Consider the following 20,232-nt stretch of genomic DNA (forward strand, 5'->3'; position numbering starts at 1 on the left):
TGGGAGACCTGACATATCGGAAAGACCTTGCGCCATGATGGGGCGTGCGGCCGTCATCTTGACAGGCTGATGGCGGCACGGACTCCACCTTGCCCCCTGGAGATCGCATGTCCCGACCGCTCATCGGTATCACCGCCTACTTCGAAGCCGCCCGCTGGAGCGACTACGTACGCGAGGCCGTACTGTCGCCCCCCTCCTACGCCAGGGCGGTCGGGCGGGCCGGGGGCGCTCCCGTGATGCTCCCGCCGATCGGCACCCCCGCCATCGAGGACTACATCAGCGGCCTGCAGGGCATCGTCCTGGCCGACGGTGTGGAGCTCGGCGCGGGCAACTACGGCGGCGAGCCCGACGAGCGGGTGGCCGAGCCGCAGCAGCACCGCGACCGGTTCGAGCTGGCCCTGGCCAGGGCCGCCGTCCGCGCCGACCTGCCGATCCTGGCCATCGCCAGGGGCATGCACGTGCTCAACGTCGCCCAGGGCGGCACGCTGATCCCCTGGCTGCCCGAGGTGCTCGACAGCGACCGCCACGGCGAGCCGGGCGCGACCCACACGATCCAGGTCAGCGTCTCCAGCAAGCTCGGCAAGGCGGTGGGCGACCGGGTCGAGGTCAGCGCCCCCCACCACCAGTCGGTACGCCGCCTCGGCACCGGCCTGCTGGCCGTGGCCTGGGCCGAGGACCAGATCGTGGAGGGGATCGAGTTGCAGGGGCACCGGTTCGGTGTGGGTGTCCAATGGCATCCGGAGAGTGACGGAGATGCGCGGATCTTCGATGCGTTCATCGAGGCGGCCCGATAGGCTGCGATCATGCCGCTGCATCCTCAGGCGCGGGATTATCTCGCCCGTTACGTGCCGGACGCGGGCACCGACTACGACGCGTTCGGCCCGGAAGAGATCCGGGAGACGCGCGCGCAGCCCGACCGGGTGGCGATCCACCGCGGCCCGCTCACCAAGCTCCCCTTCGTCCGTGACGAGCAGGCCGAGGGCGTGCCCATCAGGATCTACCGCGCCGACCCCGGCGACGGCGCGCTGCCCGTCGTGGTCTTCTTCCACGGCGGCGGCTGGGTCTACGGCGGCGTCAAGCGGAGCGACCGGCTCTGCCGTGACCTGGCGATCCGCACGGGCGCGGTGGTGGTGTCCGTGGACTACCGGCTCGCCCCCGAGCACCCGTTCCCGGCCGCCGCCGACGACGCGTGGACCGTCGTGCGCGACCTGTTCACCCGGCCGGCCTTCTACCAGGGCAACGGCGGCGTCGCGGTCGTCGGCGAGGGCGCGGGCGGCAACCTGGCCGCCGTCGCCGCCTGGCAGGCCCGCGACGCCGGGCTGGGCCTCACGCACCAGGCGCTCGTCTGCCCGGTGCTCGACCTGGCCATGGACACGCCCAGCCACGCCGAATACGCCAAGGGCTACGCGCTCGGGGCCGCCGAGCTGGCGTGGTACGCCCGGCAGTACGCCGGTGACGCCGACCCCGCCGGCCCGCGGCTGTCGCCGCTGCGGCTGCCCGACGTCGCCGGCCTGGCGCCCGCGACCGTGGTGACGGCCGAGTACGACGTGCTGAGAGACGAGGGCGAGCACTACGCCCGGCGCCTGGCGGAGTCGGGCGTGCCGGCGCAGAGCCGCAGGTGGGACGGCGCCGTGCACGGCTTCTTCGGCCTGCCGGGCCTGTTCGACCAGGCGGTCGAGGCCCGCGAGTACGTCGCGGAGCGGCTGCGGGGGTCATGGTGACGTACGACAAGCTCAAGATCGACACTCCGGCCGACGGCGTCCTGCGGGTCACGATCAGCGAGCCGGGCCGGCTCAACGCCGTGGACGCGACCGCCCACCGCGAGCTGGGCGAGATCTGGCGCGACGCCGACCGGGACGACAGCGTCAGGGCCGTCGTCGTCAGGGGAGAGGGTGAGGCGTTCTCCGCGGGCGGCGACCTGTCCATGATCGAGGAGATGACCCGCGACCACGCGACCAGGCTGCGCGTGTTCGCCGAGGCCCGCGACATCGTCTACAACGTCCTCAACTGCTCCAAGCCGATCGTCTCGGCGATCCAGGGGCCGGCGGTCGGCGCGGGGCTCGCCGTGGCCCTGCTGGCCGACATCTCCGTCGCGGGCCGTACGGCGCGGATCATCGACGGGCACACCAGGCTCGGCGTCGCGGCCGGCGACCACGCGGCCATCGTGTGGCCGCTGCTGTGCGGCCTGGCCAAGGCGAAATACCACCTGCTGCTGTGCGAGCCCGTCACGGGCGAGCAGGCCGAGCGGATGGGGCTGGTCAGCCTGTGCGTGGACGACGACCAGGTGCACGACAAGGCCATGGAGATCGCGGTCAGGCTCGCCTCCGGCTCTCAGGAGGCGATCAGGCTGACCAAATACTCGCTCAACAACTGGCTGCGCCTGGCCGGGCCCTCGTTCGACGCCTCACTGGCCATGGAGTTCCTCGGTTTCACCGGCCCCGACGTGGTCGAGGGCGTGCGCGCGGTGCGGGAGAAGCGGCCGCCGTCGTTCGGCTGATCCGCGGGTGTGCTTCCCCCGCGTCCGGGTAGCGGGGGGTGGACGGGGACGGCCTGGTCGCCGCGCGGATGTCGAGGGCTTGTTCACCGAGGCCGAGAACGTTGCTCCGGGGACGAGGCAGAGACTCACCCCGGCCTGCGCGCACCACGGCCGCCTCCGCCGAAGCTTTGCCGGAGATTTACGGGCCCTCTTATGGGCGGGGCCGGCGCGCGTGGAAGACGAAGGCGGGCGGAGTGTTGCGCCACACCGTACGCCCCGGCACGACCTCCTCGAACCGCTCGGCCAGCAGCGCCCGGAACCGGCGCGCCGAGCTCAGCGGGATGGCGTGAATGTAGGAGAACGTCGTGAACGCCGCACCAGGGCTCATCACCGACGTCACCGTACTCAGCAGCGCATGCTGCAACTCCTGCGGGAACGCCGCCCACGGCAACCCGCTCACCACCACGTCCGCCTGCTGCAACCCGCGCTCGGCCAGCAACTCACCCAGCCGCGCCGCATCGGCGTTCACCACGTCGACGGCCGGAAACCGGGCCGCCAGGAGCCGCGCCATGGTCTCGTTGACCTCCACGGCCAGGTGGTGGCCACGCCCGCCCAGCCGCTGCTGGATCTCCGCCGTGAACGGGCCGGTGCCCGGGCCGAGCTCGACCACGGTCGGTTCGCCGCGCTCGGGGATCGGGGCGCAGACAGCCGAGGCCAGCCACCGCGAACTGGGGGCGACCGCCCCGATCGTGGTCGGCGCCCGGAAGAACTGGCCGAGAAAAAGTGCGGAGTCGTTGGGCATGCCCCGAACCTAAGGCAAGATCGCGGGTGGACGCTCCGCCCTCCGGGCGGACCTCCGGCCACTTGGAGGAGACGGGGTCCTCCGCAAGGAGGACCCCCGCCGACAAGCTCCACGGATACCGTGAGTCCATGCGTTGGCGTGGTTTGCCGCTGGATGTCCTGCTCGCGGTCTCAGGTGTGGGCCTGGACCTGTTGACGACGGCGCACGCGGGCGACACCAGATACCTGCCCGCCGAGATGAACATCCCGATGGCGCTGCTGGTGGGCCTGCCCATGGGGCTCGTCCGGCGCCGGCCGGTGCCCGTCGCGCTCTACCTGGCCGGGCTCCTGGTGGTGACCGACCAGCTCGGGTCGTTCACATCCAACACGGCGCAGATCCTGGTCTGCGTGGCGCTCGGAGTCGTGGGATACCGCTCCGGCTGGCGGGGCACCGTGCTCGCCGTGGCCGCCGCGATGGTCGCGACCGCGTTGAACATCGTCGACCCCGGCATCCCGGTCGTCATGAACACCTGGGTGTACTCGGTCTTCCTGGCGGTCTTCCCGGCCGTGCTCGGGGCCTACCTGCGCGGCTCGGCGGGGCCGCTGGAGGAGCGGGACGTCACCCCCGACGCGCTGCTGGCGGCGGGCGGGGTGGCGATCACCGTGCTCAGCACCTGGACCTCCTGGCACGCGGGCACCCAGCCCGTCTGGGTGGTCGGCCTGCTCGCCGTGGTCGGCGGCCTGTCGCTGGGCATCGCCCGGCGGCTGCCCGGAGTGGTGCTCCTGCTGCAGGGCGCGCTGCTCGTCTCCGCCGACACCTATCTGAACCAGGTCGTCAACACCTGCGTGATCCTCACGCTCATCGCGATCGGCGTGTTCGCGATGCGGGTGACCTCCTGGGCGTGGACGATCATCGCCTACGCCGCCGGCTGCATGCTGACCGCGATCGCCGTCGTCGGACAGGAGACCCAGACCACGCCGTTCCGCGTCGGGATCCTCATGACGCTGGTGGCCACGCCGATCGCCATCGGCCGCTACCTCGGCATGCGGCAGGCCGCGGCGGCCGCCGAGCGGCTGCGCGCGGAGGAGGCGGCCCGCGCGGCCGTCGCCCAGGTGCGCGCCGACCAGCTCGCCGAACGCGAGCGCATCGCCCGCGACGTGCACGACATCGTGGCCCACCACGTGGGCGCCATGGTCCTGCGGGCCAGCGCCGCCCGCTACACCGCCCCCGACGGCCCCGTCGCCGACGCGCTCACCGACATCCGCGAGACGGGACACCAGGTGCTGCAGGACCTGCGCGACCTGCTCGACCTGCTGCGCGACCCCGAACGCCAGCCCGACCTGCTGGCCAACCCCGCCGACGTGGTCCGCGAGTCCGCCGAACGCATGGCCGCCGCCGGGCTCGTCGTCGACCTCGAACTCGACCCCGCCACCGACCGGGCGCCCCTCATCGCCAGGGCCTCCGCCGCCCGCATCGTCCAGGAAGGACTCACGAACGTGCTCAAACACGCCGGCCCCGGCACCGAGGTCCGGGTCAGCGTCACCCCCTCGGCGGAGGGCCTGTCCGTACGGATCCGCAACGGCCGCCCGCCCACCGTCGTCGAGCGCCTGCCCTCGTCCGGGCGCGGCCTGGCCGGCATGCGCGAACGCGTCCGCACCCTCGGCGGCACCCTCTCCGCCGGGCCCGACGGCGAGGGCGGCTGGCTCCTGGCCGCCAGCCTCCCGGCCAGGAGCGTCGCATGATCCGTGTGCTGGTGGCCGACGACCAGGCGCTCGTACGGGCGGGCGTGCGGATGCTGCTGCAGGCCACGGGCGACATGGAGGTCGTGGGGGAGGCCGTGGACGGGGCCGAGGCGGTCCGCCTGGCCGAGCGCCACCTGCCGGACGTGATCCTCATGGACCTGCGCATGCCCAGGGTCGACGGGCTGGAGGCGATCAAACGCGTGCTCGCCGCCCGGCCGGGCGCCCGGATCGTGGTGCTGACGACGTTCGCGGAGGACGCCAACGTGTACGCGGCGCTGCGGGCAGGCGCGGTCGGATTCCTGGTCAAGGACGACGAACCGGAGCGCATGGTGGACGCCGTGCGCCGGGCGGCGGCGGGGGAGCAGCTCCTGGCGCCGTCAGTGCTGCGCCGGGTCGTGGAGCGGTTCCTGGACGCCGAGGAGCAGGCCGCCGCACCCCCGCCCGCCGGGCTGACCGAACGCGAGCTGGAGGTGCTCGCCCTGGTCGGCACCGGGCTGTCCAACGCGGAGATCGCGGAGGAACTGCACGTGGGCGTGACTACGGTCAAGACCCACATCGCGGCGGCCATGGAGAAGCTGGGGCTGCGCAACCGCATCCAGGCCGCCGTCGTGGCCCACCGCACCGGCCTCGTGGACGCCTCCTTCCGCCCGGTACGCCTGCCGCGCCCCTGACCCCGCCCCTGACCCCGCCCCGCTCGTCCGCCGGACGGGGGACGGCCGCTCATCCTCCGGGTGGACCGGCGTGGGCATGGTCACCGGTGGCCCCCGCCGCCGCTAGGGTCGGGGGTGTGGTGTATGTGAAGATCTGCGGGTTGAGCGAGCCCGAGCATGTGACCACCGCCGTCGAGGCGGGCGCGGACGCGATCGGGTTCGTCATGACCCGGAGCCCGCGCAGGATCGCGCCCGAGCGGGCCGCGGAGCTGGCCGCGCTGGTGCCCGCCCATGTGCTGACCGTGGGGGTGTTCCGCGGCGAGGACCCTGACACGGTGCGCGCGGCGGCGCTGGCGTCCGGCGTACGAGCCATCCAGCTGCACGGCAAGCACCCGCACGGCGACTTCACCGCGCTCAAGGACCTCGGCCTCCGGCTGATCAGGGCCGTCGACGCGGAGGCCGACCTGCGCTGCGGGGCCTACGACGAGGACCTGCTCCTCGTGGACGCGCCGCACGCCGGATCCGGGCAGGCGTGGGACTGGGCGGCCGTCCGCGGCCGCGCGTCGGGGCAGTGGCTGCTGGCCGGCGGGCTCGCCCCGTCGAACGTGGCGGAGGCGATCGCGGCGGCCGCCCCGTGGGGCGTCGACGTGTCCAGCGGCGTGGAGACCTCGCCCGGGGTGAAGGACTCGGCGCTCATCCGGGCGTTCCTCGAAGCGGCGCGGCGTGCCGGCTGAGCCCGCCGCGGACCTGGACGCGGACCTGGACACCGGCGCCGCGGACCTGGCTCGCGCGGTGGGTTTCCAGCACGCCTTCGCGCGTCGCAGGGCGCCGCGGGAGGTGACCGTCCCGGGCGGGTTCGCGGTGATCGACGGGCGCTATCCCGGCTCCCACGACGACAACAAGCTCATCGTCGGCCCCGGGCCGGTCCCGGAGACGCCGGAGGAGGCCCGGGAGGCGGCGGAGCGGCTGCTGCGGGCGGCCGACGAGGTGCTCGCGGAGCGGGAGCACCGGCTGGTGTGCGTGGACGACGACCGGCTCGGTACGGCGCTCGCGCCCGCGTTCCTCGCCGCCGGCTACGAGCACGAGACGAACCTGATCATGGCCTTCCGCGGCGCGACCCCGCCCGGCTCCGCGCCGGCCGGGCAGCTCTCCCTGGCCGAGCTGCTGCCGGTGCTGCGGCGCGACTGGCGCCACACGCTGCCGCAGGCGCCGGACGAGGTGATCGACAGGCTCGCCCTGCGGGTGGAGGGCCGGCTGCGCGGCGCCGACGCGGTGAGCTTCTGGGGGGTACGCGCCCCGGACGGGGAGGTCGCCGCCAGGGCCGACCTGTACGAGCACGGCGGCGTGGCCCAGATCGAGAGCGTCTTCACCGGCGCGGATCATCGGGGCAAGGGGCACGCGCGCGCCCTCATGACCGCGCTGCTCGCCAAGGCGGCGGAGGCCGAGCTGATCTTCCTGGTGGCCGACGCGGCCGACTGGCCGAAGGACTTCTACGCCAAGCTCGGCTTCGAGGCGCTGGGCCGCACCCACGCCTTCTTGCGCACCTGACCTCACTCCGGGGTGGGCGGGAAGGGCGGAAATGTGAGCGCCCCATGCGGGACCGCTGTGTCAGAGTTCCACGCAGTAGGGTCTGCTCGTGAGCGAAACTTCCGCCGAGGACCGTATCTGGACGGTTCCCAACCTGCTGAGCTTCCTGCGACTCCTCGGCGTCCCCGTCTTCCTCTGGCTGGTTCTCGGGCCCAAGGCGGACGGATGGGCCATCGCGGTCCTCGCGGTGGCCGGTTTCACGGACTGGCTCGACGGAAAGATCGCGCGCGCCTTCAACCAGACCAGCAGGCTCGGCCGGATCATCGACCCCGCCGCCGACAAGCTCTACGTCTTCGCCACCATCATCGGTCTGCTGCTACGCGACGTGATCCCGTGGTGGCTGGTCGTGGTCATCCTGGGGCGCGAACTCTTCGTCGCCTGTTTCATCCCCGTACTTCGCAAACATGGCTACAAGGCACTTCAGGTGCATTACCTGGGCAAGGCTGCCATGTTCAACCTCATGTACGCCTTCCCTCTCCTCTTCCTTGCCTCCCATACGGGGTGGTATGCCGATATAGCACGAATTGTCGGGTGGGCATTCGCGCTTTGGGGAACGGGCCTGTACTGGTGGGCAGGCGTGTTGTATGTGGTACAGGTGCTGCAACTCGTAACCTCGGCCAAAAAGGAGTGATCGGGTGAAGGCGGTCGTCATGGCAGGCGGAGAGGGAACTCGGCTGCGTCCCATGACCGCCAACCAGCCCAAGCCCCTGCTGCCCGTGGTCAATCGCCCGATCATGGAGCACGTGCTGCGCCTGCTGAAGCGCCACGGCATCACCGAGACGGTGGTCACGCTCCAGTTCCTGGCGGCGCTCGTCCGCAACTACTTCGGCGACGGCGACGAGCTCGGCATGAGCCTCCAGTACGCCACCGAGGACGTGCCCCTCGGCACGGCGGGCAGCGTCAAGAACGCCGAGGACCGGCTCCGCGACGACCGTTTCCTGGTGATCTCCGGCGACGCCCTGACGGATATCGATTTAACCGACATGATCCGGTTTCATCGTGAAAATTCGGCACTTGTGACAATCGGCCTCAAGCGCGTCCCGAACCCTCTCGAATTCGGGATCATCATCGTGGACGACGGGGGACGCGTTCAGCGCTTTCTCGAGAAGCCCACCTGGGGCCAGGTCTTCTCCGACACCGTCAACACCGGCATCTACATCATGGAGCCCGAGGTCCTCGCCGCCGTCGCCGCGGGCGAGCCCGTCGACTGGTCCTCCGACGTCTTCCCCGCCCTCCTCGACAGCGGCGCCGCCATCTACGGCTACGTGGCCGACGGCTACTGGGAGGACGTCGGCACCCACGACAGCTACCTCAAGGCCCAGGCCGACGCCCTGTCCGGCCGGGTCGACCTGGAGATCGGCGGTTTCGAGCTCTCGCCGGGCGTCTGGGTCGCCGACTCGGCCTCGGTCGACCCCGACGCCGTGCTCAAGGGCCCGCTGCTCATCGGCGACTACGCCAAGGTCGAGGCGGGCGCCGAGCTGCGCGAGTACACCGTGCTCGGCAACAACGCCGTCGTCCGCGAGGGCGCCTTCCTGCACCGCGCGGTCGTCCACGACAACGTCTACCTCGGCCCCGGCGCCCACCTGCGCGGCTGCGTCATCGGCAAGAGCACCGACATCATGGCCGGCGCCCGCATCGAGGAGAACGCCGTCATCGGCGACGAGTGCGTCATCGAGCCCGAGGCGTACGTCTCCAGCGGCGTCAAGGTCTACCCGTTCAAGACCATCGAGGCCGGCGCGGTCGTCAACACCAGCGTCATCTGGGAGTCGCGCGGCCAGCGCAACCTGTTCGGCCCGAGGGGCGTCAGCGGCCTGGTCAACGTCGAGATCACCGCCGAGCTGTGCGTCCGGCTGGCCAGCGCGTACGCCACCACGCTCAAGAAGGGCGAGTACGTCGTCACCTCCCGCGACTGCTCCCTGGCCGCCAGGGCGCTCAAGCGGGCCGTCATCGGCGCGCTCACCGCGGGCGCGATCAACGTCCTGGACCTGGAGGCCGCCCCGCTGCCGGTCACGCGCTTCCACACGGCCCGCGAGTCGGCCGCGGGCGGCATCACCCTGCGCACCACCCCGGGCGACCCGCAGAGCGTGGACATCGTGATCATGGACGGCCGCGGCGCCGACCTGCCCCCGGCCGCGCAGCGCAAGCTGGAGCGGGTCTTCTCCCGGCAGGAGTTCCGGCGCGCGTTCCCGGGGGAGATCGCCGAGCTCACGTATCCGGCCAGGGCCGTCGAGGACTACACCCACGAGCTCCTGCGGCACGTGGACGTGGGCGACGTCAGGGACATGAAGGTCGTCGTGGACTGCGCGGGGGGCACCTCCTCGCTGGTGCTGCCCACGCTGCTCGGCCGCGTCGGGGTCGAGGTGCTCACCGTCAACGCCCGCCTCGACGACATCTCGCCCACCGAGACGCTCGCCGAGCGCCGCCGCGACCTGCAGCGCCTGTCGGAGCTGGTCAGCTCGTCACGGGCGGCGTTCGGGGTCCGCTTCGACCCGGTGGGCGAGCGCATCGCCCTCGTGGACGAGATGGGCCAGCTCATCAACGACGAACGCTCCCTGCTCGTCGTCCTCGACCTCGTCGCCGCCGAGCGCAGGGGCGGTCAGGTGGCCCTGCCGGTCACCACGACCAGGGTCGCCGAGCAGGTCTGCCGCTTCCACGGCGTACAGGTGCAGTGGACCTCCACCGCGCTCGACGCCCTCACCTCGGCCGCCGCCGGCCCCGACATGATCTTCGCGGCGGACGGGCGCGGCGGCTTCGTGGTGCCGGAGTTCAGCCCTGCCATCGACGGGCTGGCCTCGTTCATGCGCCTGCTCGGGCTGGTGGCCCGCACCCGCCTGTCGCTCAGCCAGATCGACGCCAGGATCCCCGAGGTCAAGATGCTCAAGCGCACGATCCCCACGCCGTGGGCGGCCAAGGGGGCCGTCATGCGCTCGGTCATCGAGACGGCGGAGGCCGAGCACGAGGGCCGGCGCGTCGACACCACCGACGGCGTGCGGGTGGCCCACGACGACGGGAGCTGGGTGCTCGTGCTGCCCGCGGCCACCGAGCCCGTGACCGATTTGTGGGCCGAGGCGGGTGACATGGACGGCGCCCAGGCCCTGCTCGAACGGTGGGCCCGCATCGTGGAGCAGGCCGCCATGTGAACAATCGTCGCGGAGGGTGAGGAAAAAAGCCATTAGGGTTGACGTGCCCAGACAGTGCCGCAAGATCGTAATGTAGAAACGCGCGGCGGCATGGACCACGGGGCGGAAGCGGCGGTAACTTTGTCTGCGTCCAAACCACAGTCCAGTGCCCCGCCTTGACCTTTGCCGCTGATCAGCGTATCTTGCGGCATTCGCAAACTTGAAAAAGCGAAGCGAGGCGCGTCTTTGAGCACCGTCGCCGCGTCTTCGCGGTAGGAGGCCGAGCCGATCGATGCCGAGCGTCTACTGCACGCAGTGCGGGCACGCCAACCCCGAGGATGCCCGTTTCTGTTCCCGCTGTGGGTCACCGCTGACCAGACCCGAGGTCTCCGGGGACACCACGTCGACGATCTCCATCGCGGGAATCGAGGCATACGAGGCTGAGGCAGGCGACATGCTCCTGGCGGAGCGGGCTCTGGTCGAGCAGCTGCCGCCCGGCACGGCGCTGCTCACGGTGACCAGGGGCCCCAACCAGGGGAGCCGTTTCCGGCTGGACAAGAACCTCACCACGACCGGGCGCCACCCGGAGAGCGACATCTTCCTCGACGACATCACGGTCTCCCGCCGCCACGTCGAGTTCTACCGCCACCCCGGCGGTCAGTTCTCTGTGCGTGACGTGGGCAGCCTCAACGGCACCTACGTCAACAGGGAACGCATCGAGGAGGTTCCCCTGCACTCCGGAGACGAGGTGCAGATCGGCAAGTTCCGCCTCGTCTTCCTGATGCGGACCCACGCCGGCGCATGATCGAGCCGAGCGAGCGACTCGTGGACGCGCCGTCCCGGGAGGTCATATGACCTCCCAGGCGGCACGCTCTCACATGAGCATCGGGGAGGTGCTCGCGCTCCTGCAGGGCGAGTTCCCCGATGTGACGATCTCCAAGATCCGCTTCCTGGAGGGTGAGGGGCTGATCGAGCCCGAGCGCAGCCCGTCCGGCTACCGCAAGTTCACTCACCTGCACGTGGAGCAGCTGCGCTTCATCCTGCGCGAGCAGCGCGACCATTACCTGCCGCTGCGGGTGATCAAGGACAGGATGGCCGAGAGCTTCGGCCGTCCGCGCGCCGTACAGGAGAAGACGGAGGTCCGGCTCAGCCGGGCCGAGCTGCTCGAGGCGGCGGAGATCGACGACGAGACGCTCACCGAGCTCGAGGACTACGGCCTGCTCGCCCCGGTGGCCAGGCGCTACGACGAAGAGGCGCTCAACGTGGCCCGCAGCATCGGCGCGCTGGCCCGCTTCGGCCTGCGCGCCCGCCACCTGCGGGCGGTCAAGGCCGCGGCCGAGCGCGAGTGCGGGCTCGTCGAGCAGGCGGTCGCGCCCATACTCAAACGGCGGGCCCCCGGCGCCATCGGGGAGGCCGACGAGGTCGCCAGGGAGCTTTCCACACTCCTGCTCGACCTGCACGCATCCCTTGTGCGGTCGGGGATCCGGTCCGTACTGGGGCGTTGAGACCCTGGCGAGCTGGGAGGCGGAGGCGCATTCCATGCCCGCCGGGTGTTACGTTGAATTGCAGTAGCCAGTCAGCAGTAGCGACCCGCAAATAGCTGTGCCGGGTGACCGGTCAGGAATACGGAGCAGCCCGTGTTGCAGATGGAGGTCGTGGGCGTTCGAGTTGAAATGCCCACAAATCAGCCGATCGTCTTGCTCAAGGAGGCACACGGGGAGCGGTTCCTTCCTATATGGATTGGCATGACCGAGGCGACGGCCATCGCGCTGGCCCAAGCGGAGGAGCCACCGCCGCGTCCGCTCACCCACGACCTCTTCCGAGACGTGCTGAGCGCTCTGGGCGTCGGCCTGCGAGCGGTCAACATCGTCGCCTTGCGCGACGGCATCTTCTTCGCCGACCTGGTCTTCTCCAACGGCGTGGAGGTGAGCGCGCGGCCGTCCGACTCGATCGCGCTCGCCCTGCGCACCGGAGCACGCATCTTCGCCAGCGAGGAGGTCGTCCAGGAGGCCGGGGTGATCATCCCGGACGACCAGGAAGACGAGGTGGAGAAGTTCAGAGAGTTCCTTGACACGATCACTCCCGAAGACTTCGGCAGGGCGGGGTAGGTATTTCGGTGCATTTACGCTTCACGACGCGCCGAGCCGGATCGTTGACTGAGCATGGTCACGGTCCTACGGTGCAAGTGAAACCCGTGGTCGCCCTTTACGAACCCCCAGATCAGGCCGCGGGATGAGAGAAAGCCGGAGGTCCGCGTGGCGGTCAGCAGCGGCGAGGGAAAGACGGCCGGCCAGGAAGATCCGGTTCGGCGCGAGAGCGCGCGGCAGCGTGCCGGAGAGCAGGGCCTGCTCTTCGACGAACAGCCGGCGTCGCTGCCGGCGGACATCGGTTACCGCGGGCCGACGGCCTGCGCGGCGGCCGGCATCACCTACAGGCAGCTCGACTACTGGGCGCGCACGGGCCTCGTGGAGCCCACGATAAGAGCCGCGCAGGGCTCGGGCTCACAGCGGCTCTACAGCTTCCGGGACATCCTGGTGCTCAAGGTCGTCAAGCGGCTCCTCGACACCGGGGTGTCGCTGCAGCAGATCCGTACGGCCGTCCAGCATCTGCGTGACCGCGGGGTCGCCGACCTCGCGCAGATCACGCTCATGAGCGACGGCGTCAGCGTCTACGAGTGCACCTCGGCCGACGAGGTGATAGACCTGCTCCAAGGCGGTCAGGGCGTGTTCGGCATCGCGCTCGGCCGGGTCTGGCGAGAGGTCGAGGGCTCCCTCGCGGAGCTGCCGGGGGAACGAGCGGCGGTCGAGGACAGCGTCCCGGCCGACCACCCCGCTGACGAGCTCGCCCGCCGTCGCCGCGCGCGGCGCCTCAGCTAGCACACCCCCTTCTGCCGTGGGCCGCCGGACGCGGCCCACCGGGCAATCCGCACATAACGCATCGACGGGGAAATTCATGCGTAACGCGGAGGGTTGTAATCTAGGACAGCAAGGCTGACGACCCCGTGCGGGAGAGTCCCTGGGACCCGCGGGTCTCAGGGCGCCGAAGGAGCAACCCTCCCCGGAATCTCTCAGGCACCCTGTACCGCTCGGGTGAGGCAACTCTGGAAAGCAGGCGCGCCCGCCAGGCGCGCCTCACCGACGGTGCAAGCCCCATTCCCGGGGTGAAGCTCTCAGGTCGCGGCGTCGCCGCGCTGACAGAGGGGGAGATCCGGCACTCGCCCGCGCCACGGCGCCGGTCTCCATAGCCTCGGGAGGCACTGTCCATGACCGACCTGTCAGCTCCGCCGTTCTCGTCCAGGCACATCGGCCCATCCGCGACCGAGCAGCAGCGCATGCTCGAGGCCGTGGGCTTCGAGTCCGTGGCGGATCTGGTGGCCGTGGCCGTCCCCGAGGCCATCAGGGCCAAGGACCGGCTCCAGCTGCCCGCCGCCGTCGGCGAGGCCGAGGCCATCGCCGAGCTGCGCGCCCTGGCCGGGCGCAACCGCGTGCTCACCTCCATGATCGGCCTGGGCTACCACGACACGATCACCCCCGCCGTCATCCGGCGCAACCTGCTGGAGAACCCGGGCTGGTACACCGCCTACACCCCGTACCAGCCGGAGATCTCGCAGGGCCGCCTCGAGGCGCTGCTGAACTTCCAGACCGTCGTCTCCGACCTGACGGGCCTGCCCGTCGCGGGCGCCTCCCTCCTCGACGAGGCCACGGCCGCCGCCGAGGCGATGACCCTGGCCCGCCGCTCGGGCAAGTCCAAGAGCAGCGTGTTCGTGGTGGACGCCGACGCGCTGCCGCAGACCAAGGCCGTGCTCGCCACCAGGGCCGAGCCCCTGGGCATCACGCTGGTGGAGCACTCCCTCGAGGGCGGGCTGCCCGAGTGTTTCGGCGTGCTCGTCCAGTACCCGGGCGCGTCCGGGCGGCTGCGCGACTTCCGCGTCGTGGCCGCCGCCGCGCACGAGGCGGGCGCGCTCGTCGTGGCCGCCGCCGACCTGCTGGCCCTCACCCTCGTGGCCGCGCCCGGCGAGCTGGGCGCCGACATCGCGATCGGCTCCTCGCAGCGGTTCGGGGTGCCGTTCGGGTTCGGCGGGCCGCACGCGGCCTACATGTCCGTACGCGAGGGCCTGCAGCGCCAGCTCCCCGGCCGCCTGGTGGGCGTTTCGGTGGACGCCGACGGCGACCCCGCGTACCGGCTGGCCCTGCAGACCCGCGAGCAGCACATCCGCCGCGAGAAGGCCACCAGCAACATCTGCACCGCGCAGGTGCTGCTCGCCGTCATCGCGAGCATGTACGCCGTCTACCACGGCCCCGAGGGGCTGCGCCGGATCGCCCACCGGGCGCACCGCCACGCCGTGGCCCTGGCCGGCGGGCTGCGCCAGGCGGGCCTGGAGGTCGTGCACCGCGAGTTCTTCGACACCGTGCTCGTACGCGTGCCCGGCCGGGCCGCCGAGGTGGTCGCCGCCGCCGTCGAGCAGGGCGTGAACCTCTGGCGGGTCGACGACGACCACGTGTCGATCTCCTGCGACGAGAAGACCGGCGCCGCCGAGGTCGCCAAGGTGTGGGCCGCCTTCGGCGTCGAGCGGGCCGACGTGGCCCTGGACGCGGACGCGCTGCCCGCCTCGCTGGCGCGCGAGTCCGGCTACCTCACCCACCCGGTCTTCCACAGCCACCGCTCCGAGACCGCCATGCTGCGCTACCTGCGCAAGCTGCAGGACAAGGACATCGCGCTCGACCGCTCCATGATCCCGCTCGGCTCCTGCACGATGAAGCTGAACGCGACCACCGAGATGGAGCCGATCACCTGGCCCGAGTTCGCCGCGATCCACCCGTACGCGCCGGACGACCAGGTCGAGGGCTACCGCGAGCTGATCGGCACGCTGGAGGGCTGGCTGGCCGAGGTGACCGGCTACGACCGCGTCTCCATCCAGCCGAACGCCGGCTCGCAGGGCGAGTTCGCCGGACTGCTGGCCATCCGCGCCTACCACCGCGCCAACGGCCACGGCGAGCGCGACGTCTGCCTCATCCCGTCCTCCGCCCACGGCACCAACGCCGCCAGCGCGATCATGGCGGGCATGCGGGTCGTGGTCGTGGCCTGCGACTCCGACGGCAACGTGGACCTGGCCGACCTCGACGCCAAGATCGACAAGCACCGTGACGCGCTGGCCGCGATCATGGTGACGTACCCCTCGACGCACGGCGTGTACGAGGAGACGATCACCGAGGTGTGCGCCAAGGTGCACGAGGCCGGCGGCCAGGTCTACGTGGACGGGGCCAACCTCAACGCGCTGGTCGGGCTGGCCAAGCCGGGCGAGTTCGGGGCCGACGTGTCCCACCTCAACCTGCACAAGACGTTCTGCATCCCGCACGGCGGCGGCGGACCGGGCGTCGGCCCCGTCGCGGTCCGCGGCCACCTGGCGGCCTTCCTGCCCGGCCACCCGCTGCACGACGGCACGCCGGTGGGCCCCGTATCGGCGGCCCCGTACGGCTCGGCCGGGATCCTGCCGATCTCGTGGGCGTACATCAGGATGATGGGCTCCGAGGGCCTCACGGCGGCCACCGAGCAGGCCATCCTGTCGGCCAACTACCTGGCCAGGCGGCTCGCCCCGCACTTCCCCGTGCTCTACACGGGGCGCGGCGGGCTGGTGGCCCACGAGTGCATCGTCGACCTGCGGCAGATCACCAAGGAGACCGGGGTCACCGTGGACGACGTCGCCAAGCGGCTCATCGACTACGGCTTCCACGCGCCGACCATGTCGTTCCCCGTGGCGGGGACGCTGATGATCGAGCCGACCGAGAGCGAGGACCTCGGGGAGCTCGACCGGTTCGTGGACGCGCTGATCGCCATCCGCGGCGAGATCGACAAGGTGGCGTCGGGGGCCTACGACCCGGCGGACAACCCGCTGCGGAACGCGCCCCACACGGCCGAGTCGGTCAGCGCCGACGAGTGGACCCACCCGTACACGCGCGGCGAGGCCGCCTATCCGCTGCCGTCGGTGCGGGACGGGAAGTACTGGGTGCCGGTGCGCCGGATCGACCAGGCCTACGGGGACCGGAACCTGGTCTGCTCCTGCCCGCCGCTGGAGGCTTACGAGGACTAGGAGCTCCCCGCGGGCTCTTCTGCCGGGCGGGCGTCCGTCGTCCGTCCGGTTGCCCCTCGGCGTCGCATGCCCGCGTCGGGCGCCGGAAGCGGGCATCGCGGGGGTCGGGTTGGCGTGGGATCATCGGCTGGGAGGCCGGTGATGGGCGACGGCGTGGTGGGCGACCTGGTCAAGGGGCAGGTGTCCCTGTTATCCGGGCTGACCGTCTGCCTGGTGATCATGCCCGGGTGCCTCTCCTTCAACTGCGGGATGAGCGACTTCGGCGTCCACTGGCGCACGGTCGTCCCGTACGCCGTCGGGTTCCTCGGCGCGGCCCTCTACACCCGGAGAGCGCTGCGGGCCGCCGCGCCCGCCCTCCCCGCGCCGCGGTTCGTGGCGGTGGCCGGGGACTCGTTCGCGGTGCTGCTGGTCGGGATCCTGCTCACGCCTTACACCCTCGGGAGCGGCGTGCACTGGGTTCACAGGTCGTTCGGGGCGGCGTTGTTCCTGCACGAGCTGGTGCTGGCGGTGCGCATGGTGTCGTGGGCGTCCACCGGGGCGATGCTGGTCGGCTTACAGGTGGCCGCCGGGGTGGCCGCCGGCGTGTCGGTCGTGCTGGCCGAAGGGCCGCTGGTGGTGGGGCAGGCGGTGTTCCAGCTCGCGTTCGGGCTGGTCATGATCAGGACCGTCCGCCTGCTGCTGCGCAGGGGTCCGAAGCCGGTCAGTCCTTCCGCGTCAACTGAGCAGACATGATCGACAGAAATGGTTAGGCTCGGTGCGACCGTCGCCAGAAGGAGCTCTCTTGACGTCCTCAGAGCTGGAGACCCCGCCCCTCGACGCCGCCCGCCGCCTGGCCGAACGCGGTGATCTCGACGGCGCCGCCGCCATCCTCGCCGAGCTGGCCGCCGACCCCCACGGCCCGGATCGGGCCCAGGCCGCGGTGGGGCTCGCCGTGGTGCTGGAGGAGCGCGGCGACGTGGAGGCCGCCAGGGCCGCCGCCAGGGCCGCACTGGCCACCGGGCACCCCGAGTACGCCGCCCAGGCCGCCTGTCACCTGGCCCAGGGGTTCGAACGGGAGGGCCGCGCCGAGCAGGCCAGGGCCGCCTGGCAGGCCGTCCTGGGGGTCGGAACGGCCGCATATGTGCCGCTTGCCCACCTCGCGCTGGCCCGGCTCGCGACGGCCGTCGGCGACCTGGACGAGGCCGAGAAGGAGCTGCGGGCCGCCATGGAGGGCGGCGACCCGGGCGTCGGCGCGCGGGCGGCCCAGGAGCTGGCCGACCTGCTGCTGGAGCACGGGGAGCCGGGGGCGGCGGCCGATGTGCTCCTGGACGCGCTGGAATACGCACCGGCCGAGGAGGTGCCGGGGCTGCGGGTCCAGCTCGGGATCACGCATCTGGAGCTGGCCTGCGCGGAGTTCGCGGAGACCGTCGAGTACGGGGCGGACCCGCAGACCAGCGCCCTGGCCATCGAGCTCCTGGCCCGGACGCTGCCGCTGCGGGGGCGCGCCGACGACGCGGGGCGGGTGTGGTCGTACGGGCTGGAGCACGAGGACGAGACCCTCGCCGCCGAGGTCCGCCTCCGCTACCACCGCGACGCCTGACGCGCCGGCCGGCTGTGCCCGCCTGACGCACACCCGACTGCTGAGCCCGTTCGGCGCCCCCGACCGGAGAGAGGCGTCCGGGCAGGGGAAAGGGCGGGGGCGCTCCCGTAGGCCTCCGCCGGGTTTCCGCCGCGTTTCCGCCGGGGTCAGTTGCGGCGCATGATGGCCGCGGCCGAGGCCACGTTGATGACCACGATCGCGATCCACGCGATCGTCAGCCCCACCAGCCCCGCGTTGCCGGCCGCGATGGCCGTCAAGGGGATGCCGATGCCCAGCGAGCCCAGCGCGATCGGGATCATCGCCGCGCCCGGAGGGCTCTTCTGCCGGTGCGGCGTGGCGCCGTGGTGGTCCAGCTCGGAACGTACGCGGGCGGAGATCGTGGCGTCGAGCCGCTCCACGAACGACTCGACGAGCGCGGCTTCGTACTCGGGACCGAGGTCCCGGCGGGCGTCCAGGGTCGCCTGGAGATCATCCCGGATGGGGCGCTTATCTGGCATGACAGCAATCATCCATCGCCGGCGCCACGCCGTCATCCAACCTGAGGGCTAAGGCGCGATCCTCCCCAGGTACGGTGCTGGCATGGAGGTCATGACCCCGCGAGGGCCCGCGCTCGTCCAGGTGGACGAGGTGGCGGACCCGCGGCTGCTGCTGGTGCTCACCCACGGTTCGGCCGGGGGAGTGGACGCTCCCGACCTGCTCGCCGTACGGGACGCCGCGATCGAGGCCGGGGCCGTCGTGGCCAGGGTGACGCAGGCGTTCAGGGTGGCGGGGGCGCGGGCACCGGGGTCGGCGGTCAAACAGGACGAGGCGTGGGAGATCGTCCTCAAGGAGGTGCGTACGCTCTGGCCGGGGCTGCCGCTGGTGCAGGGAGGGCGGAGCAACGGGGCGCGGGTCGCCTGCCGTACGGCCGGGGCGGTCGGCGCGGCGGCCGTGGTGGCGCTGGCCTTTCCGCTGCACCCGCCCGGGAAGCCGGAACGCTCCAGGGCCGACGAGCTACGCGGCGCCGGAGTGGACGTGCTGGTGGTCAACGGGGACCGGGATCCGTTCGGCGTGCCGGACGCCGCTGACGCGGCACGCCTGGTGGTGCTGCCGGGGGAGGGACACGACCTCAAGAAGGACCCCGCCCGAGTGGGCGAGGTCGTGGCGGAGTGGATAGTCCACTACGCCTAGTTCACGCCGCGCCGACCACGGGTCGGTGTGGTGCGATGGCGGCGCCGCTGGGCAGCAGCTCCCCGGTGTCCTCGAACAGGACGACACCGTTGCAGAGCAGGCTCCACCCCTGTTCGGGGTGGCAGGCGAGAGTGCGTGCCTTCTCGCGGTCGGGCGCCTCGGCATCCGGACAGGCCGGGTCGTGCGGGCACATCGGCGTGCCTCCGATATCTCGTGGGATGCTCCCGTTGGGAGGGGCGGGAGCCGGCTCGGGTAATTGTTCTGGCAAGTGTGCGACGGATGTCACACTCCCGGACATAGTCCATCAGGACTGTTACAGAAGGGATCCCCGTTCGTGTGACCTTCGACACAGCGTGCCGTATGCAGGATAACGGTCCAAGCGCGACACGCGCACTACGTTTGCAATCCCTTGAGCAGAGCGTCGAGTCCGCGCTCGAAATCGATATCGGCCCTTTCGTCCCGCCTGACCCATTCATCAACCTCAGGATCGGCCCAGCCCGACTGCTGCACCTCGACGGCCACGCTGCCGAAGACGAAGGCTCTCAGCGCCCGTACGGCCTCCGCGGCGTCGGTCAGCCCGCCGTCGGCGAGCTGCTCGGTCTGCTCCCTGATGGCGATGGCCGTGGCGCCCTTGGGGGGCTTGGTCAGGGCCAGCGCCAGCACGCCCGGATGCTCGCGCAGCAGCTCCCGCCCCGCCCGGCACCAGGCCTTGGCCGTCTCCTGCCAGGTGGCCGCCTGCTCGACGCGGACCGCGGTGACGTGCTCGGCCAGGGCGTCCATCAGCGCCTCCTTGCCCCTGGGCAGGTGGTGGTAGATGGCCATGGCCTCCACCTCCAGGGCGTCGCCCAGACGGCGCATGGTGAGCCGGCGCAGGCCCTGGCTGTCGGCGATGTGGAGTGCGGCCTCGATGATGCGCTCGCGGGAGAGCGGTACGGGCGGTCTCTTGGCGGGCATGGAGATCATCTTACTTCGTAAAGCCGGTCGCGCCGGGTCGATTTCCCGCTGTGTCGTACGACGGCGTACCCTTGGCGGTTGAACGA

The 20,232-nt window shown here is 71.5% G+C and carries 21 protein-coding genes and 1 riboswitch; of the genes, 17 read left to right on the plus strand and 4 right to left on the minus strand.

The annotated features are described in order from the left end of the window. The first annotated feature begins 107 nt into the window (after positions 1 to 107). The 3 genes from ACWDRB_RS22715 to ACWDRB_RS22725 are packed head-to-tail and all read left to right on the plus strand — an operon-like array spanning position 108 to position 2,497. Complete coding sequence (locus ACWDRB_RS22715) at positions 108 to 794, plus strand: gamma-glutamyl-gamma-aminobutyrate hydrolase family protein (protein ID WP_363968746.1); 687 nt, start codon at positions 108 to 110, stop codon at positions 792 to 794. Positions 795 to 803: 9 nt separating this feature from the next. Further along, complete coding sequence (locus ACWDRB_RS22720; protein WP_449896581.1) at positions 804 to 1,721, plus strand: alpha/beta hydrolase; 918 nt, start codon at positions 804 to 806, stop codon at positions 1,719 to 1,721. Further along, the gene (locus ACWDRB_RS22725) at positions 1,715 to 2,497 is read left to right on the plus strand and encodes an enoyl-CoA hydratase/isomerase family protein (RefSeq protein WP_350734667.1); all 783 of its coding nucleotides are present in this window, start codon (positions 1,715 to 1,717) and stop codon (positions 2,495 to 2,497) included. Before ACWDRB_RS22720 ends, ACWDRB_RS22725 begins: the two co-directional genes overlap by 7 nt. A gap of 190 nt (positions 2,498 to 2,687) precedes the next feature. Here the strand turns inward: ACWDRB_RS22725 and ACWDRB_RS22730 are convergent, their stop codons facing one another. After that, positions 2,688 to 3,278: a class I SAM-dependent methyltransferase gene (locus tag ACWDRB_RS22730; protein ID WP_449896583.1), complete on the minus strand. Its 591-nt coding sequence runs from the start codon at positions 3,276 to 3,278 to the stop codon at positions 2,688 to 2,690. Positions 3,279 to 3,406: 128 nt separating this feature from the next. Here ACWDRB_RS22730 and ACWDRB_RS22735 point away from each other — a divergent pair, with 128 nt between their 5' ends. From ACWDRB_RS22735 to ACWDRB_RS22795, 13 genes are all read left to right on the plus strand, one after another. Continuing rightward, a complete protein-coding gene (locus tag ACWDRB_RS22735) occupies positions 3,407 to 4,999 on the plus strand; it encodes a sensor histidine kinase (RefSeq protein ID WP_350734663.1) in 1,593 nt (530 codons plus the stop codon). Next, positions 4,996 to 5,670: a response regulator gene (locus ACWDRB_RS22740; RefSeq protein ID WP_192783287.1), complete on the plus strand. Its 675-nt coding sequence runs from the start codon at positions 4,996 to 4,998 to the stop codon at positions 5,668 to 5,670. Before ACWDRB_RS22735 ends, ACWDRB_RS22740 begins: the two co-directional genes overlap by 4 nt. Positions 5,671 to 5,786: 116 nt before the next feature. Beyond that, positions 5,787 to 6,383, plus strand: a complete 597-nt coding sequence (locus ACWDRB_RS22745) for a phosphoribosylanthranilate isomerase (RefSeq protein WP_355198959.1) — start codon at positions 5,787 to 5,789, stop codon at positions 6,381 to 6,383. Continuing rightward, entirely contained in the window at positions 6,373 to 7,197 is an 825-nt protein-coding gene (locus ACWDRB_RS22750) for a GNAT family N-acetyltransferase (RefSeq protein ID WP_449896586.1), read from the plus strand. Before ACWDRB_RS22745 ends, ACWDRB_RS22750 begins: the two co-directional genes overlap by 11 nt. 88 nt (positions 7,198 to 7,285) lie before the next feature. After that, positions 7,286 to 7,867 (plus strand): CDP-alcohol phosphatidyltransferase family protein, encoded by a 582-nt coding sequence (locus ACWDRB_RS22755; RefSeq protein WP_449896588.1) that lies wholly within the window; start codon positions 7,286 to 7,288, stop codon positions 7,865 to 7,867. Between the two features lie 4 nt (positions 7,868 to 7,871). Further along, positions 7,872 to 10,376 (plus strand): sugar phosphate nucleotidyltransferase, encoded by a 2,505-nt coding sequence (locus ACWDRB_RS22760; RefSeq protein ID WP_449896590.1) that lies wholly within the window; start codon positions 7,872 to 7,874, stop codon positions 10,374 to 10,376. A gap of 271 nt (positions 10,377 to 10,647) precedes the next feature. Continuing rightward, the gene (locus ACWDRB_RS22765) at positions 10,648 to 11,160 is read left to right on the plus strand and encodes an FHA domain-containing protein (RefSeq protein ID WP_185074355.1); all 513 of its coding nucleotides are present in this window, start codon (positions 10,648 to 10,650) and stop codon (positions 11,158 to 11,160) included. A 73-nt stretch (positions 11,161 to 11,233) separates the two neighbouring features. Further along, positions 11,234 to 11,860, plus strand: coding sequence for a transcriptional regulator FtsR (gene ftsR, locus ACWDRB_RS22770; RefSeq protein WP_364241452.1), 627 nt, complete (start codon positions 11,234 to 11,236; stop codon positions 11,858 to 11,860). Positions 11,861 to 11,992: 132 nt separating this feature from the next. Continuing rightward, positions 11,993 to 12,463, plus strand: coding sequence for a bifunctional nuclease family protein (locus ACWDRB_RS22775; protein ID WP_090771501.1), 471 nt, complete (start codon positions 11,993 to 11,995; stop codon positions 12,461 to 12,463). A gap of 147 nt (positions 12,464 to 12,610) precedes the next feature. After that, positions 12,611 to 13,231: a MerR family transcriptional regulator gene (locus ACWDRB_RS22780; RefSeq protein ID WP_350734655.1), complete on the plus strand. Its 621-nt coding sequence runs from the start codon at positions 12,611 to 12,613 to the stop codon at positions 13,229 to 13,231. Positions 13,232 to 13,349: 118 nt separating this feature from the next. Then, positions 13,350 to 13,449: riboswitch (glycine riboswitch) on the plus strand. A 168-nt stretch (positions 13,450 to 13,617) separates the two neighbouring features. Beyond that, positions 13,618 to 16,443, plus strand: coding sequence for an aminomethyl-transferring glycine dehydrogenase (gene gcvP / locus ACWDRB_RS22785; RefSeq protein ID WP_449896595.1), 2,826 nt, complete (start codon positions 13,618 to 13,620; stop codon positions 16,441 to 16,443). Between the two features lie 141 nt (positions 16,444 to 16,584). Continuing rightward, on the plus strand, positions 16,585 to 17,175 hold the full coding sequence (locus tag ACWDRB_RS22790; protein ID WP_449896597.1) for a hypothetical protein: 591 nt from the start codon (positions 16,585 to 16,587) through the stop codon (positions 17,173 to 17,175). A gap of 49 nt (positions 17,176 to 17,224) precedes the next feature. Further along, entirely contained in the window at positions 17,225 to 18,022 is a 798-nt protein-coding gene (locus ACWDRB_RS22795) for a tetratricopeptide repeat protein (RefSeq protein WP_449896599.1), read from the plus strand. 146 nt (positions 18,023 to 18,168) lie between these two features. Here the strand turns inward: ACWDRB_RS22795 and ACWDRB_RS22800 are convergent, their stop codons facing one another. Next, a complete protein-coding gene (locus ACWDRB_RS22800; RefSeq protein WP_449896601.1) occupies positions 18,169 to 18,519 on the minus strand; it encodes a hypothetical protein in 351 nt (116 codons plus the stop codon). 82 nt (positions 18,520 to 18,601) lie between these two features. Between ACWDRB_RS22800 and ACWDRB_RS22805 the strand changes: the two genes are divergently transcribed. Next, positions 18,602 to 19,192, plus strand: coding sequence for an alpha/beta hydrolase family protein (locus ACWDRB_RS22805; RefSeq protein WP_364241438.1), 591 nt, complete (start codon positions 18,602 to 18,604; stop codon positions 19,190 to 19,192). Between the two features lies 1 nt (position 19,193). On the opposite strand, the gene ACWDRB_RS22810 is transcribed toward ACWDRB_RS22805, so the two are convergent. Continuing rightward, positions 19,194 to 19,385 (minus strand): DUF5999 family protein, encoded by a 192-nt coding sequence (locus tag ACWDRB_RS22810; RefSeq protein ID WP_185074362.1) that lies wholly within the window; start codon positions 19,383 to 19,385, stop codon positions 19,194 to 19,196. Positions 19,386 to 19,585: 200 nt separating this feature from the next. After that, a complete protein-coding gene (locus ACWDRB_RS22815) occupies positions 19,586 to 20,146 on the minus strand; it encodes a TetR/AcrR family transcriptional regulator C-terminal domain-containing protein (RefSeq protein ID WP_355198945.1) in 561 nt (186 codons plus the stop codon). Between the last annotated feature and the right edge of the window lie 86 nt (positions 20,147 to 20,232).

The sequence above is a fragment of the Nonomuraea sp. NPDC003707 genome, from assembly GCF_053587055.1.